The 15,191-nt window shown below is 42.5% G+C and carries 12 protein-coding genes; 4 read left to right on the top strand and 8 right to left on the bottom strand.

Going from position 1 to position 15,191, the window contains the following annotated elements:
- Positions 1-38: 38 nt before the first annotated feature.
- Entirely contained in the window at positions 39-1,220 is a 1,182-nt protein-coding gene (locus tag I6J03_RS15140; RefSeq protein WP_003004817.1) for a M20 metallopeptidase family protein, read from the top strand.
- A gap of 14 nt (positions 1,221-1,234) precedes the next feature.
- Here the strand turns inward: I6J03_RS15140 and I6J03_RS15135 are convergent, their stop codons facing one another.
- From I6J03_RS15135 to I6J03_RS15110, 6 genes are all read right to left on the bottom strand, one after another.
- Positions 1,235-2,941: a GMC oxidoreductase gene (locus I6J03_RS15135; protein WP_003004821.1), complete on the bottom strand. Its 1,707-nt coding sequence runs from the start codon at positions 2,939-2,941 to the stop codon at positions 1,235-1,237.
- 834 nt (positions 2,942-3,775) lie between these two features.
- Positions 3,776-4,495: a menaquinone biosynthetic enzyme MqnA/MqnD family protein gene (locus I6J03_RS15130; protein WP_201693792.1), complete on the bottom strand. Its 720-nt coding sequence runs from the start codon at positions 4,493-4,495 to the stop codon at positions 3,776-3,778.
- Positions 4,488-5,117 carry a histidine phosphatase family protein gene (locus I6J03_RS15125; protein ID WP_003004828.1) on the bottom strand — a complete coding sequence of 210 codons (630 nt, stop codon included), beginning with the start codon at positions 5,115-5,117 and terminating at the stop codon, positions 4,488-4,490. The genes I6J03_RS15130 and I6J03_RS15125 overlap by 8 nt, the downstream gene beginning before the upstream one ends.
- Before the next feature lie 4 nt (positions 5,118-5,121).
- Entirely contained in the window at positions 5,122-6,324 is a 1,203-nt protein-coding gene (gene mqnE, locus I6J03_RS15120) for an aminofutalosine synthase MqnE (RefSeq protein ID WP_003004831.1), read from the bottom strand.
- Between the two features lie 88 nt (positions 6,325-6,412).
- The gene (locus tag I6J03_RS15115) at positions 6,413-8,236 is read right to left on the bottom strand and encodes an ABC transporter ATP-binding protein (RefSeq protein WP_003004833.1); all 1,824 of its coding nucleotides are present in this window, start codon (positions 8,234-8,236) and stop codon (positions 6,413-6,415) included.
- A 130-nt stretch (positions 8,237-8,366) separates the two neighbouring features.
- Positions 8,367-9,362, bottom strand: coding sequence for a Gfo/Idh/MocA family protein (locus I6J03_RS15110; protein WP_003004836.1), 996 nt, complete (start codon positions 9,360-9,362; stop codon positions 8,367-8,369).
- Between the two features lie 160 nt (positions 9,363-9,522).
- Here I6J03_RS15110 and I6J03_RS15105 point away from each other — a divergent pair, with 160 nt between their 5' ends.
- The 3 genes from I6J03_RS15105 to I6J03_RS15095 all read left to right on the top strand — a co-directional run bounded on the left by I6J03_RS15105 (position 9,523) and on the right by I6J03_RS15095 (position 12,822).
- Positions 9,523-10,677, top strand: coding sequence for a pyridoxal phosphate-dependent aminotransferase (locus I6J03_RS15105; protein ID WP_201693790.1), 1,155 nt, complete (start codon positions 9,523-9,525; stop codon positions 10,675-10,677).
- A gap of 85 nt (positions 10,678-10,762) precedes the next feature.
- On the top strand, positions 10,763-11,602 hold the full coding sequence (locus tag I6J03_RS15100; RefSeq protein WP_003004845.1) for a prephenate dehydrogenase: 840 nt from the start codon (positions 10,763-10,765) through the stop codon (positions 11,600-11,602).
- 17 nt (positions 11,603-11,619) lie between these two features.
- The gene (locus I6J03_RS15095; protein WP_236586192.1) at positions 11,620-12,822 is read left to right on the top strand and encodes a leucine-rich repeat domain-containing protein; all 1,203 of its coding nucleotides are present in this window, start codon (positions 11,620-11,622) and stop codon (positions 12,820-12,822) included.
- 58 nt (positions 12,823-12,880) lie between these two features.
- Here I6J03_RS15095 and I6J03_RS15090 read toward each other — a convergent pair whose 3' ends face one another.
- Positions 12,881-14,005 (bottom strand): hypothetical protein, encoded by a 1,125-nt coding sequence (locus I6J03_RS15090; RefSeq protein WP_003004851.1) that lies wholly within the window; start codon positions 14,003-14,005, stop codon positions 12,881-12,883.
- A gap of 19 nt (positions 14,006-14,024) precedes the next feature.
- Positions 14,025-15,155, bottom strand: a complete 1,131-nt coding sequence (locus I6J03_RS15085; protein WP_003004856.1) for an SPFH domain-containing protein — start codon at positions 15,153-15,155, stop codon at positions 14,025-14,027.
- Positions 15,156-15,191 lie beyond the last annotated feature (36 nt).

Genomic DNA, 15,191 nt, shown 5'->3' with positions numbered 1-15,191 from the left:
GCCCGCAGACGGCTACCGTCTACCTGAACCTGCACCACATGAAAGACCAGATCAACAACCATTTAGCTACATTAACAGATGATATACGAAGTTGGAGAAGACATCTTCACCAGCATCCTGAACTTTCTTTTCAGGAATACGAAACCACCCGTTATATCACGGATATACTCACACAATTAGCTATTCCTTTTCGCTCGGTCTCGGAGACAGGTGTCATTGGTTTTATCAATGGAAACGGTAAGAGCGACAGGACACTGGCATTACGTGCAGATATAGATGCATTGCCGATAACTGAAGAAAATGACGTCGTCTATAAATCACTTCATACAGGAATCATGCATGCTTGCGGACATGATTTCCATACAGCAACCTTACTGGGTGTAGCCACTATACTCAAGAAAATGGAACAGCAGTTAGACGGCAACATTATCCTGATCTTTCAGGCTGCGGAAGAAAAGATCCCGGGAGGTGCACAGGCTGTAGTCGCATCAGGTGTACTGGATGTCCCTAACCTGATTGGTGTGATTGGACAACATGTCTCTCCGAAAATCGAAGTTGGAAAATTTGGGTACCGTGCCGGAAAATTCATGGCCTCGAGTGATGAATTGTATATCGATATCAAAGGCAGAGGAGGTCATGGTGCGCAACCGCATCTGAATATAGATCCGGTAAGTATTTCTGCACAACTTATTGTAACCTTACAGCAGATTGTATCCCGGTATGCAAATCCAGCTATCCCAACCGTACTTTCTTTTGGAAAGGTAATTGCCAACGGTGCTGCGAATGTTATACCTGACACCGTACATCTGGAGGGTACTTTCAGAACTATGGATGAATCCTGGCGCGAAAAAGCGCTGAGCCTGATGGAAAATATTATCAAAGAACTTCCACAAACACTGGGTGCGGAAGTAGAGGTAGAAGTCCGCAGAGGATACCCGGCTTTGCTCAATAATGAGTTACTGATTCAAAAAATAAAGAAAGCTGCCCTTTCTGTTTTCGCTCCAGAGCAGATCACAGAGACGGATCTATGGATGGCTGCAGAAGATTTCGCTTATTATGCCAAGCATTATCCGGCGGCATTCTATCTGATCGGCACAAAATGTCCGGAAAAGAATCTGACAGCTGAACTGCATAATCCCCATTTTAATATCGATGAAGATATTCTTCCCGAAAGTGTACGCATGATGACCAACGTAGCCGTGACATTAATCAACGGATAAAGCTCAGAAACATCTTATAATATACCTTCCCTAAGCTGATCTGCTGCGAAGTTGGCTGCTCTTGCCGTAAGCGCCATAAAGGTCAATGAAGGGTTCTGAACCCCCATAGAAGTCATACAGGCGCCATCTGTCACAAACACATTCGGACAATGGTGCAATTGATTGTTTGCATTCAACATAGAAGTCTGCGGATCACGTCCCATCCGTACGCCTCCCACCTCATGCACTTCAAGACCGGGTGTGCGGTTACCGGTTATTTTATGATCTGTAGGCTGAATATTCTTACAACCGGCTCTTTCTAACATAGATACCCCTTCCTTAAAGAAATCATGCATCATTTTCTCGTCATTCTCCGTATAGGCAACTGAAGTAATGAGCTGAGGGATACCATAAGGGTCCTTCTCCGTATCACTGATGCGAACGTGATTCTCGTAAATAGGAATAGTTTCCCCTTGTAAAGACATGTATACAGCCCATCCGCCAGGTTGAGTCAGAGTATCCTTATAGGCTGCGCCCAGCTCCTGCCCTTCCAGACTCCGGCTCCATCCAGATCTGGAAGCACCCAGCGTCATCATATAACCTCCCTGAAAATCGGCATCTTTGCTGTACAGATTCCGGAAAGACGGCACATATAGATTTGTTGGTCTTCTGCCGTAATGATATGCATCTTCAAATCCATCTATGGTAGCAGAGATACGCCCCCTGTAATTATGAAAAGCTATATAACGCCCCAGAATATCATTTTTGTTTCCCAGTCCATTGGGGAAAGCTGCAGATCTCGAATTCATAAGGATCAGATTACTGTTAAGGGTCGAACTATTCAGAAAGATAACTTTAGCTGTAATCTGTTTTCTTTCCTTTGTCTTAGCATCAATTACCTGTACAGCAGTAGCTTTCTTCGACACTTCATCGTATACAACAGACTCAACTACAGTATCGGTCATTAAAGTCAGATTACCGGTCTTTTCCGCAAAAGGCAAAGTAGAAGCATTGGAACTGAAGTAACCGCCAAAGGGACATCCGCGTTCGCAAAGTGAACGTGCCTGACATTTCATACGTCCCTGCTGACGGTGAAATTCGGTTAACTCAGCGAGATTCGCACAACGACCTATTATCACATGTCTGTCTTTAAAGTGCGTATTGATTTTTTCTTTGATATATTTTTCTACCACATTCATTTCAAATGCACCGACTACTTCACTATCCGGCAGACTATCTATATTATCTCTCTCACCTGAAATTCCTACAAATTTTTCGACACGGCTGTACCAGGGCGCTAAATCATTGTAGCGGATCGGCCAATCTACCGCAAATCCATCACGTAAGGGTCTGTTAAATTCAAAATCACTCCAGCGTTGGGTTTGTCTTGCCCATAACAAGGATTTACCTCCGACCTGATATCCTCTGATCCAGTCAAAAGGCTTTTCCTGAATATAGGGCTGATCTTTATCTTTAATATAGAAATGCTGAGTAGCTTCGCTGTAATTATAGTGTTTACTGATCACCGGATTTTGTTCGATCATTTCACGGGTTTTGGCATTGTGATGCGGAAATTGCCAGGGATCCGTATTGGCTGTAGGATAATCTTTGATATGTTTAACCATTCTCCCGCGTTCGATAACCAGCGTTTTAAATCCCCTTTCACAAAATTCCTTTGCAGCCCATCCTCCGCTGATACCTGAGCCCACTACAATCACATCAAAATCGGTGTCATTCATCATATTCGGTTTAGTACTTAGTATTTGGTTATTCTAAAATACTAAAATTCAGTTAGCTGTTACCGTCAAACTTTTGATACAATAACCTCTGTCCTTGAAAAGGAGAGAATTAATCCGGTTTGGTCCTTGTCACTTCTATAGCGCAAGCCTCCGCTTGTGCCTCTAAAGGCTATAATTCCACCAGAACCTCTCTGCCCTGCGGGCATCTCTCCTTGAAAAGGTGAGAAAAAGATGCGGTGCGCGGCAGCACGGTGAGCATATTGCAAAACACTTGTTAAGTTGATCCGTTTGCTTCAACCAGCGTATGTTGACGTCCCCGCCAACATTTTGTAATATGGAGATTTTGATCTATTTCTTAAGATGAATCTTACTTGTGCCTCTACAGGCTTTAGAATTCCACTAAAACCTCCCTTCTATGGCGCAAGCGTCCGCTTGTGCCGCTACAGGCTATAATTCCACCAGAACCTCTCTGCCCTGCGGACATCTCTCCTTAAAAAGGAGAGAAAAAGATGCGGTGCGCGGCAGCACGGTGAGCATATTGCAAAACACTTGTTAAGTTGATCCGTTTGCTTCAACCAGCGTATGTTGGCGTCCCCGCCAACATTTTGTAATATGGAGATTTTGATCTATTTCTTAAGATGAATCTTACTTGTGCCGCTACAGTCTCTAGAATTTCCTTCTATGGCGCAAGCGTCCGCTTGTGCTTATACAGGCTATAATTTCACTAAAACCTTCTCTGCCCTGCGGGCATCTCTCCTTGAAAAGGTGAGAGAAACTATTTAAAAAAGCTCCGGATTAAAATCCGGGGCCTTCCATTATTTTATACTAAGGATGAGCTTATAATGATCTGTAAAGCTCCAGATAGCGTTCTACCGCTTCACGTTTAGCATCTGTTAAATGAAAATCCAGATTTTGCGTCAGGTATTGTCTGTAATCCATGCCTTCGTAAACAGGAAGACCGGCTATCACATCTTCTGCATGCTCTACGCCATACTTCAAGGCTTCATTAAACTCTTCAACAAAGGATTCGGGGAGTTTCTTATTGGAAACCCATAAAGCAAAAGCAAATGGCAGACCCGTAAAGTTTTTCCACTCCAATCCCATATCGTATACATAAGGAACCGTACCTTTTTTACCAAATGTACGATCACCGATCAGTACATAAGCATCTGCTTCTCCTTCTGTAAGAATCTCCACATCCCGTTTCCAATGATATTTCAAAAGAATACGCGCGAGTCCGTTGGAAGTGCGGGACTGCGGATCAAGAAGAATTGAAGAAATCTGGTCTGCAGGCTTCTGCGAAAAGATAAATACGGAATCTACAGCACCTTCGGTACCGATACAAAAATCCGTATTGATATAATATTCCGGCAGACTCAATAAAGCTGCTGTGGGAATAATTCCCATATCCACTTCATTATCAATCACACGTTGTGCACAGGCACTTGGATGGTCTACGCGAAGATCTATTTTATTTTTGATATCGGAATGATTAATTCCGTTTAAAAAAGGCAGTGTATTGGTGTAGGATACGGCAGATATTCTTATTTTATTCATGCTCGGCTATTTCTTCCAAATGTTTGGTATTATAATAATCTATGACATTGAATTTGCCATTTTCAAATTCAACAATATAAAGTGCGGTATTTGTATGTGGAAAATCATCCATCATGCTTACATCCGTATCCGTAAGGACACACATCAGAATACGCAAAGCACGTCCATGCAGACAGACCAGAATAGTCTTTTCTTCCGGCTGATCCAGCATATATGCGATTGCTTCCTTCTGACGCTCCACCAGTTGGTTAGGAGATTCGCCCTCCTCAATATTCAGATCCAGTTCTCCGCTGCGCCAGGCCTGTATAACCTTTTCAAATCCGGACATGATATCCGGAGTCTGTTCGCGACCTTCATAAATGCCCCAACTGATCTCATCCAGTCCGATAAGCTGTTCCCAGTCTAATCCCTGCTCAATAAAGGGCTCTACTGTCTGGTGAGTACGCAACAAAGTCGAAGTATATACCTTATCAAAGGGTACATCTTTGTAAGCCTTATAAAAAGCATCAGCTTGTTTTCTTCCGTTATCGTTGAGCGGAGAATTAACTCCTCTTCCCTGTACGATCCCTTTGAGGTTGAGATCTGTCTGTCCGTGGCGTATAAAATAAAATGTCTTTTTCAAAAAATCAGCTGTTAAGAACCGGCAAAGCGTAATAGTTTTTCTTCTTTGCAGACTCATCATCAAATACATGATCCTTATAATCCGTAACGACACGATATAGCGTATCCCGTTCTATTGGATGGCGTCCTACATTCTTGATCAGTTCGACCAATTGTTGCGTGCTCATTGCCGGTGTCTGCTCTTCCGCTCCGGCCATACTATATATTTTGGTCGTATCGTCTAATGTACCATCGATATCATCAACCCCAAAGCTCAGTGACATTTGTGCGGTATCTCTGGAAATCATAGCCCAGTATGCTTTAATATGCGGAAAATTATCCATATAAATACGGGCAACCGCATAGTTGCGCAAATCCTCAATAACAGAAACCTCATCAACGTCAGACATCTGATTTTCTTTATTTCTGAATTTCAGCGGTATAAATGTTTGAAATCCTCCTGTTTTATCCTGCAACTGGCGCAGGCGTTCCATATGATCTACACGATGCCAGAATTTTTCAATATGCCCATAAAGCATGGTTGCATTGGTATTCATGCCCAGCAGATGCGCCTGTTCATGTATATCCAGCCACTGTTCTGCAGTACATTTATCATGTGCAATCTGCTCTCGGATCTCCGGATGAAAGATTTCGGCTCCGCCTCCCGGCATAGAATCCAGCCCCGCTTCTTTGAGGTATTTCATACCATCAAAGTGGCTCAATTTAGCTTTTTTGAAGATGTAATAATATTCAACAGGTGTCAATGCTTTGATATGTAATTCCGGACGGTGCGCTTTGCACTTACGGAAGAAATCAGCATAAAATTCGAGGTTTTGCTTAGGTACAACACCTCCTGTGATATGCACTTCAGTGACAGGCTCATCATCGTATTTTTTGACAATATCGATCATAGCGTCCACATCCATTTCCCACCCCTCTTCACGCTGTTTGATCATGCGCGAGTACGAACAGAACTTACAATCGTATACACATACGTTAGTAGGTTCGATATGAAAATTTCGATTGAAATAGGTGATATCACCGTGTCTCTTCTCCCGAATATAATTTGCTAATACCCCCAGGTAACTCAATTCTCCCTTTTCGTAGAGCAATACCCCTTCATCAAATGTAATACGCTCTCCTGCTACAACTTTCTCTGCAATGCGGCGCAATTCGGGGTCTAAACGGCTATCGTTGATTAAAAAATCTATTTTATGTCTAGCTTCCATTTCTCTTCTCCTATTAGACAAATGTACCAATATTAGAATAAAAATGCGAGCAGATTCTTGTTAAAACATTCAGTTTACAAAAAGATTACTATTCGCCAAACTGTTGCATATCAATAAGGCGCTTGTACAGCCCCTGTTTAACCAGCAGTTCAGAATGCGTACCATATTCCACGATCTTACCGCCTTCCACAACGACAATTTTATCCGCATTCTGAATGGTACTCAACCGGTGTGCAATGACCACAGTTGTTCTGTTTTCCATAAGTTTATACAACGCTTCCTGCACCAGTTTTTCGGACTCAGTATCCAATGCTGACGTCGCCTCATCCAGCAACATAATCGGCGGATTTTTCAGGACAGCTCTCGCAATACAAAGGCGCTGACGCTGACCTCCGGACAACTTAGCACCACGGTCACCGATATTGGTCTGATACCCCCCTTCCGTATTCAGGATAAACTGGTGAGCATTCGCAATTTTTGCAGCGGCCTCTACCTGCTCTTGTGTAGCAGACTCGTTGGCAAAAGCTATATTATTAAAGATCGTATCATTAAATAATATGGAATCCTGATTCACTACACCTATTAATCGGCGCAGGGATTCCTGGTTGAGATCCCTCAGATCTTTACCATCGAACAATACTTTTCCTCCGGTCACATCCATAAAGCGCGGTATCAGATCGACTAATGTGGATTTACCACCACCAGACGGACCCACCAGCGCAATTGTTTTTCCCTTTTCAATCGTGAGATTAATATCCGACAGCACCTTGTGTTCACCATAAGCAAAATCCACATGTTCAAAACGGATATCTAAATTGAAATTATCGACTACCACCGCATCTGCTTTATCCACCACTTCACTTCTTTCATCGATCAGCTCCAATACACGTTCACCTGCAGCGACTCCGTTATGAATATTACTGAATGAATCGGTGATAGCTTTTGCAGGACGCATAATCTGAGAAAAGATAGCAATATACGCTATAAAATCTGCAGCCGGAAGATCACCGCTTCCGCTTAACACCAGACTCCCGCCATACAACAGAATGACGGCCACCATGACTACCCCCAGCAATTCGGATACAGGAGATCCCATCTGCTGCCTGCGAACCATGCGGCGCATAATATTCGCATAGCGGTGGTTTTCATTATTGAACCTGTTCTTTACAAAATCTGTTGCATTGAATGCTTTGATAATACGCACACCGGACAGAGCTTCATCCAGATAGGTAATCATATTGGCATAGGACTGTTGTCCTTCCTGTGCCTGAGCTTTTAATGTCTTAACAATACGTGAAATGAAAAATGCAGAGACCGGGATCACCAACATGGAAAATAAAGTCAGCTTGGCCGATATCACAAATAGCATAACCAGGTAAGCGATCAATTGCAACGGTTCTTTAAACACGACCTGCAGTGTACCTGTAACTGAAAACTGTACCACCTGTACATCCGAAGCTATCTTGGAGATCACGTCTCCCTTACGCTGTCCGCTGAAATATCCCAGATGCAGATCCATGACATTCCCGAATACAGCTTTACGAAGATTCAACAGCGTGTGGATTCGTAAATTTTCCATTATTCGCTGAGAAAAGTATCGAAAAGCATTACTGATCAGTACCGATATGACAATCACTATACACACGATCTTCAGTGCTTCATACGGACCATATTGCTGATTAGCCCAATTGGCGTAGTAATTAAAATAGCCCAGAATATCAAACATACCATCCGGCTCGACTAAAGCAGCCTTTACTTCTCCTTCCGTATTGAATAACGTGTGCAGTAAAGGAGCTAACAATGCAAGATTGAGCGTACTGAATATGACTGTAACCAACGTACATATAATATACGGGATCGCATATTTTTCAATGGGTTTGGCAAATGAAAGTAGTCTAAAGTAAGTCTTCATTTAATGATATAAGCCAACAAAAATAGTAAAATTGTCAACCTTACGCATAAAGTTGAACATTATAATAAACAATGTTACACAATTAAGACAGGAATACCGCTTATTTTTTAATTCGCTAACGCCAATTTAACTATTCAGATACAGCGCTTATTCCGGACAGTTCGACGGCCTTTCCGTTATTGTTTTTGCTGATATCTGCAGCTTCTATAAAAGCACAGATTTCTAATGTCTGGCTCTCGTCTACCGGAGGTTCGCCGGAATCGAAAAAATCAACAATTTTATGCAGCAGCGGCTCATAACCTTTGAATTCCCCCAGTCTCACATTTTCCTGTTCACAAAAAATTACTCCGCCAAAATCATTCTTTCCCATACGCATACCACGTACAGTACCTATACGTCCTCCTTCCCACACCCCTACAATAAGATCCGAATCTGTAGTATGCACGCGTGACACCGATTTACACCCTGTTCCCATTGCGGCAAACAACATTTCTACACCATGAATGCCATACCAAAAAAAATCAGGATGTGTAGTTTCGAGCGTTGCAGGTGTAAAAACATCAGCCGCTAATACCTTTCCATATCTTCCTCCGGTGATTTCTTCCATTCCACCAATATACCGCAGCGAAGATGTAGAGAACATAGGGGTATTATATTGACGGGACAGTTTCATAATCCTGTAAGCATCTGCATAGGAGGCAGCGATAGGTTTATCAATAAAAACAGGTTTACCGGATTTGAAGACCTGGGTAGCCTGTTCGAGATGCAGACGTCCGTCATTCGTTTCCAGCAGCACAGCATCGACTTTTTTCAATAACTCAGCTATTGAACTTACAATAGCCACTCCATGACTTTTTACTTCTTCTATATATTTAGGAATACGGTCTGTTGCTGAAGGGATAGTCTTTGTTCCGTAAGGATATGCCGCTACAACATGGTAATCTCTGTACGCAGCAGGGTTTGTATTGATCGCTTTGGTAAAGGCGACAGCATGGGAAGTATCCAGACCGATAATTCCTATTCTTTTACCCTTTACAGCTGTTGCGGACAGCAACTGATGTATCATCATTGCGCCCAGAACTGCACTACCTGTGCGGATAAACTCTCTTCTGCCCGATGTATTCATGTAGTTGGTTGATGTTGAATGAATGATAAATGTACAAAAAAGGAAATGTGCTCCAAAAAGGAAATAGCTTTATCCGGCACTTTCCTTTCGCTTTTTTATTATATTTTAGCGTAAATAGGTTCATTATTTTTACTTTAGAGTTTTCAAAACACAAATTAAAATGCAAATTAACGTTGCCAAAAGGTTGCAACAGACCGAAGAGTACTACTTCTCTAAAAAATTGAGAGAGATTGACGAGCTCAACAAAAGCGGAGCCCGCGTGATCAATTTGGGAATTGGAAGCCCCGATTTGCCTCCACATCCCGAAGTTATTCAAACCCTTCATGAGCAAGCCAGCTTGCCAAATACCCATGGTTATCAAAATTATAAAGGTAGCCCCGTATTACGCAAAGCTATTGCTGACTGGTATGAACGATATTATCGCGTATCTCTTAATCCTGAAAAAGAGATTTTACCTTTGATCGGTTCCAAAGAAGGCATCGTCCATATTTGTATGACGTACCTGCAGGAAGGAGATGAAGTCCTTATCCCTAATCCGGGATACCCGGCCTATGCGGCGGCTGTACGTCTCAGTGGTGCAACAGCTGTTCCCTACACGATGACTGAGGAAAATGACTGGCTGCCCAACCTGAATGAGCTGGAGCAAACGGATCTGTCCAAAGTCAAGATTATGTGGATCAACTATCCGCATATGCCGACCGGATCTAAGGCTACTACTTCTTTTTTTGAAGCTGTGATCGCCTTTGGTAAAAAATATAATATCCTGATCTGTCACGATAATCCATATAGCTTTATTCTGAACGATCATCCGCAGAGTATTCTGGAGACAGAAGGAGCCAAAGATGTAGCTATAGAACTTAATTCATTAAGTAAATCGTCTAATATGGCCGGTTGGAGAATAGGTATGCTATGCGCAGCAGAAGAACGCATCAATGAGATTCTGCGATTCAAAAGCAATATGGATTCAGGAATGTTTCTGCCCCTGCAGCTTGCTGCTGCTAAAGCCCTTAGCCTGGATAGCGCATGGTATACGGAGCTGAATGCAGCTTACCAGAAAAGGAAAGATAAAGCCCTGGAACTGTTAGACCTGCTTAGTTGCAGCTACCGAGAAGATCAGGTGGGTCTGTTTATATGGGCCAAAGTTCCGGAAAAGTATACCAACGGATATCAACTGAGCGATGAAGTCTTAAATAAGGCTCGTGTCTTTATCACTCCCGGAGGAATTTTCGGAGATGCCGGCAATGGTTATATACGCGTCAGCTTATGTGCTACAGAAGCTGTATTTGAAGAAGCCATAGCACGGATCAGGGGATAGGTTGAAAACAGCCGGTACATAAAAGCGATACAAAAGCTGATGTGTAACGTCTGTTTAATTTTTACGTTTTAATTATCATTTTCTAATGAATTTAGCAATTGTCGGAATCGGACTGATCGGAGGATCAGTAGCCATCCGATTGAAAGAAAAAGGAAATTTTTCTAAAATAATAGGAGTTGACAAGAGTGAATCTAATCAGAAAAAAGCTCTTCAGCTTCATCTGGTTGATGAGATCGCCTCTCTGGAAGAAGCTGTAAAAAGCTGTAAGGTGATTATTCTGGCCGCTCCGGTAAATGCAATTTTACAACTTGCACCTAAAATCCTGGATCTGGTCACAGATCAGGTTGTCATTGATATGGGCTCTACAAAGGAAAATATTCTCAAACTTATAGAGAACCACCCTAAAAGAGGACGCTATGTAGCTGCACACCCGATGGCAGGAACAGAATATTCAGGTCCGGAAGCGGCTGTACCTAATCTTTTTAAAGATAAAATGATGGTATATGTAGAAGCTTTCCGTTCGGACGAAGATGCCTTTGAACTTGCAGACTCTATTACCGAGCAACTGGAGATGAAAACCTCGTATATGAATGCCAATGAACACGATGTACACACAGCATATGTATCCCATATTTCACACCTCACTTCTTTTGCTCTTGCACTCACGGTATTGGGAAAAGAAAAATCACAGGGACGTATTTTTGAACTGGCAGGTTCGGGATTCGAATCTACTGTTCGTCTGGCTAAGAGTTCGCCAGACATGTGGACGCCTATATTCAAACAAAACAGGGCAAATGTCCTGGAAGTGCTGGATGAACATATCAAACAGCTGCAATTACTACATCAGGCTATCGAAAAAGAAGACTATGATGAGCTGTACAAGCTGATCAAAAAATCGAATAAGATAAAAAGGATTATTAAGTAAAAATAGTGCTGCAGAGTATGGACTCTGCAGCACTATCTGCTTTGTATAAACGTGAACAAAACCTCCCTCCTATGCAAAAAGACCAACCTGTCTGTATTTCATTAACCGCAGCTCAAAGTCATAAAATAACTATCCCTGCAGGACAGGGAAGCTTTTCTATAGGTACTAAAGGCATTTCCAAAGGTAAATATGATACCTGGGTAGAAAAGGGAGATGTGATACAATGGAATTGCTTTGATGAATTCAGTACACCTGCAGGTTCACGCTGGCCAAGATTTTTATATTATGCAGGTAATGATAACAGATTTGTGCAATGGTCAGAACAAAGATCTGTTGAAGATTTTCATTGGTTTCCGTATGAATCGGTTTCAGCAGATCTGACAAAAGCCGATATAGGAAATTTTCATGTTCATTCTGCAGGAGAGCAGGTCGAATTAACATTGGGAAGCAAGATCAGAAGACTCTATCTGTCCGGCAATCTGGCACAGTTCGAGATAAAGCAGTCTGCCCGGATTCCCTACCTGCATTTCTCTCCGGACACAGCAAAGAAAGAGATAGTCTCCTATAAGCTACCTGTATTCAGGAATTTTGAGCAAGTACCACACATAGACGTAAATGTCCCTCCTGCAGGTCAGGCATTTGACTGTGAAAGTCTTCTGCAATTCACAAATCTGAAGTCTTTAAGCCTGAGCGGAAATCTGACAAACCTTTATGCACTGAAAGAATTGAAACACCTGGAATCTATAGAACTGAGATACGTCCCTGATCTGGCTGATATTCCCGCATTAACAGCATGGCCTCAACTAAGGTATTTTATAGGATGGAACATAGAGGAAGAGACAGGAAAAGTTCTGAAGAAAGAACTGCAGCAACTCAGCAAAGAAAGAGTATTTACGTATGCTTCAGTATCCAAACTAAGAAAAAAGATCTGGTTTACAACAGAATACGGAATCCCTTTTGCCGGTTGGGCAGATAAGAATGCAAAATTGGCTACCAAAGCTTATAAAACAGCGCTAAAAGAAATCAGCAAGGCAAAAACGGAAGATGAAGTGAAAGCCTCTGTTGGTAAAGTAATCCGGGTTATCAATACCTTACCGGATATAGAGACCACAGAGCGCGAAGACGCAGGTCTGGCTGTAGATCAACTTATACAATCCTCCTCCATATCCATCTCATCTGAGAAAGCCAGTCAATGGTTTGATGAATACCGGGATTTCTAAGGTCTTTCAAGCATTCCATAGTACAGAATTTGAATCCTGAACTATGGAATATTCACATCTACCCTACTCCTAAAAACAGACCAATAATATACAGAATAATAATTCCCAGCAAAATAGCACCAACAATTTTCCATGTGCTATACGGACGATCCCCGTACACCTTTCCACTGAAGGCATTGATCATGATCTGATAGTATTTTCCATTATACTTGTAGGAAGTCAGCCATACCGGCAACAGCACATACCGTATCCCTTCTTTACTAAAATCTGTATCTGCAGAATCAATACGTTGTTCATCACCACCTATATCGTCTTTTATATATCCCCTGATCTGATACTGCATGACCGCTTTGGCTTCAGCCATGGCTGCCTGTGGATCCAACTGATAGGTCTGTGCCGAAAATCCGCTGATATACTGTTCATTGAAAGGAACGAGTCTGTCTAAATGCCAGGGTCCGAGTTTGTCACTGGAAGCCTGAGAAAGTGACTGAGAAGCACATATTGTAATATCCTTAAAGGTTACAGATACTCTTCCGGAGGCATATCGCCAGCGTGTACGCTGATCCTGTACCGTGGTTGTATTCCCGTCTTTATCTCTTACCGTCCGCTCCACATAATAATGATCTCCCCGCTCTCCGGTATAATCGGTGACTGTATTTGCATTGAAAACCCAGAAAGGAATATACACCCCTTTCAATGCGTTCAGAGAGTATGTATCAAAAATTCGTTTAAAATCATTAGGGGCGAACCAGCGCTTACCTCCCCAGGTTTTAAATTGCTGATAAGCGAGCTTGTTATCAATAAAAAAAGGAACCAGCGCCTGAGGCCGTACAATATGTTCGGTATGATGATCTATAACAAGAGGTGATGAACAGAAGGCACACTTTGCAGCAACCACATGCGAAGGGAGTGTTGTAGATGCCCCGCAGTTTGTACATTTCGCAATTTCCTGCAGCTCCTCGTATCTGTTGTCATTTACATCTTTTATAGAAGCAATGTAATGCTCATAATCTATAGGAAAGGTAAGCGGAGGAGCATTCTCCACATTTTGTGTTATTGTATTACGCGTTCCGCAATACGGACATAACAGATAATCTGTACCGGGTTTATAGGCCAGAGGAGCACTACACCCGGTACATTTAAATGTTTTATTTATTTCAGCAGTTTTTTCTTCAAATGCCATGAACAATGATTGAATTTGCTTAGGCGCCTGGTATCGGAGGAGGAGTCTGCTGGAACAACAGGGCAAGGTCTGTTGTCTGTGATGCCGCTATCCAATTATCAAATCCAGCTTTCCATACCAGCATATTAGAAGTGAGTTTACCACTTGCAATCATATCTTTAAGCTGCGTCATATCAAAGGGTCCTTCCTGCTTATTGTTGACAGCAACATAGTAAGCAACTTGAACAGGAAGCGGCGGCGGCACTGCCCCTGCTTCCTGAGCAGCAGGCTGATTACCCTCAAACTTACGTTCCTGAAAGACTCCGGCCATATTTCCAGCCATTCCCATTCCAAGTCCGGCGCCCATACCGGCACCCATCAATCCGCCGCTACTTGGATTCTCAGCAGCTTTTTCCATTGCATTGGCCGCCTGATACTGCGCATATGCCCCCAGATCGCCTACGATGCCCATACTGCTGCGTTTGTCTAATACCTTCTCGACTTCATCGGGAAGAGAGACATTTTCAATTAAGAATTTATTAAGCAGTAACCCAATCTCTTCAAATTCAGGACTTATTTTCTGTTGAATAAGACCAGATACCTCATCATAATTGGAGGCCAGATCCAGAACCGGAATCCTGGATTCGGCGACAGCATCCATACCACGGGTAACTGCAATATTACGCAGTTGTTCATTTATATCATCTACTGTAAATGTAGGATTGGTTGCCGAAATTGTCTTGATAAACAAGCCGGGATCCTTGACGCTGAAAGCATAGTTACCAAATGCACGCAGGCGTACCGGGCCGAATTCAGCATCCCTCAGCATAATAGGATTGTTGGTTCCCCATTTCTGATTCACAAACTGCCGTAGACTCACAAAAAATACATCTGCTTTGAAGGGGCTGTTGAAACCGTATTTCCAGCCTTGTAAAGTCGTCATAATAGGCATATTCTGCGTTGAAAGCTCATATCGGCCAGAGTAATATACATCTGCTATACGTCCCTCATTCATAAATACAGCGGCCTGACCTTCACGCACAGTAAGCTGCGCACCCATTTTTATCTCATTCTGGTAGCGTGGAAATTTCCAGACAATGGTGTCCCTGGTATCATCCACCCACTCGATAATATCTATAAATTCATTTCTGATTTTATCTAACAATCCCATATTTTTCAAGTTTATATGGATTAAAGATAGCACTTT

The organism is Sphingobacterium spiritivorum, assembly GCF_016724845.1.
Taxonomy (GTDB): Bacteria; Bacteroidota; Bacteroidia; order Sphingobacteriales; family Sphingobacteriaceae; genus Sphingobacterium; species Sphingobacterium spiritivorum_A.
The sequence above is the reverse complement of the archived record's forward strand: the minus strand, read 5'-3'. Positions and strand labels throughout refer to the sequence as shown.

What these genes read in the sequence shown, in the direction of transcription:
- I6J03_RS15140 (WP_003004817.1), top strand. Translation starts at nt 39, where the DNA reads ATGAAAGACCAGATCAACAACCATTTAGCTACATTAACAGATGATATA.
- I6J03_RS15135 (WP_003004821.1), bottom strand. Translation starts at nt 2,941, where the DNA reads ATGATGAATGACACCGATTTTGATGTGATTGTAGTGGGCTCAGGTATC.
- I6J03_RS15130 (WP_201693792.1), bottom strand. Translation starts at nt 4,495, where the DNA reads ATGAATAAAATAAGAATATCTGCCGTATCCTACACCAATACACTGCCT.
- mqnE (WP_003004831.1), bottom strand. Translation starts at nt 6,324, where the DNA reads ATGGAAGCTAGACATAAAATAGATTTTTTAATCAACGATAGCCGTTTA.
- I6J03_RS15115 (WP_003004833.1), bottom strand. Translation starts at nt 8,236, where the DNA reads ATGAAGACTTACTTTAGACTACTTTCATTTGCCAAACCCATTGAAAAA.
- I6J03_RS15110 (WP_003004836.1), bottom strand. Translation starts at nt 9,362, where the DNA reads ATGAATACATCGGGCAGAAGAGAGTTTATCCGCACAGGTAGTGCAGTT.
- I6J03_RS15105 (WP_201693790.1), top strand. Translation starts at nt 9,523, where the DNA reads ATGCAAATTAACGTTGCCAAAAGGTTGCAACAGACCGAAGAGTACTAC.
- I6J03_RS15100 (WP_003004845.1), top strand. Translation starts at nt 10,763, where the DNA reads ATGAATTTAGCAATTGTCGGAATCGGACTGATCGGAGGATCAGTAGCC.
- I6J03_RS15095 (WP_236586192.1), top strand. Translation starts at nt 11,620, where the DNA reads ATGGACTCTGCAGCACTATCTGCTTTGTATAAACGTGAACAAAACCTC.
- I6J03_RS15090 (WP_003004851.1), bottom strand. Translation starts at nt 14,005, where the DNA reads ATGGCATTTGAAGAAAAAACTGCTGAAATAAATAAAACATTTAAATGT.
- I6J03_RS15085 (WP_003004856.1), bottom strand. Translation starts at nt 15,155, where the DNA reads ATGGGATTGTTAGATAAAATCAGAAATGAATTTATAGATATTATCGAG.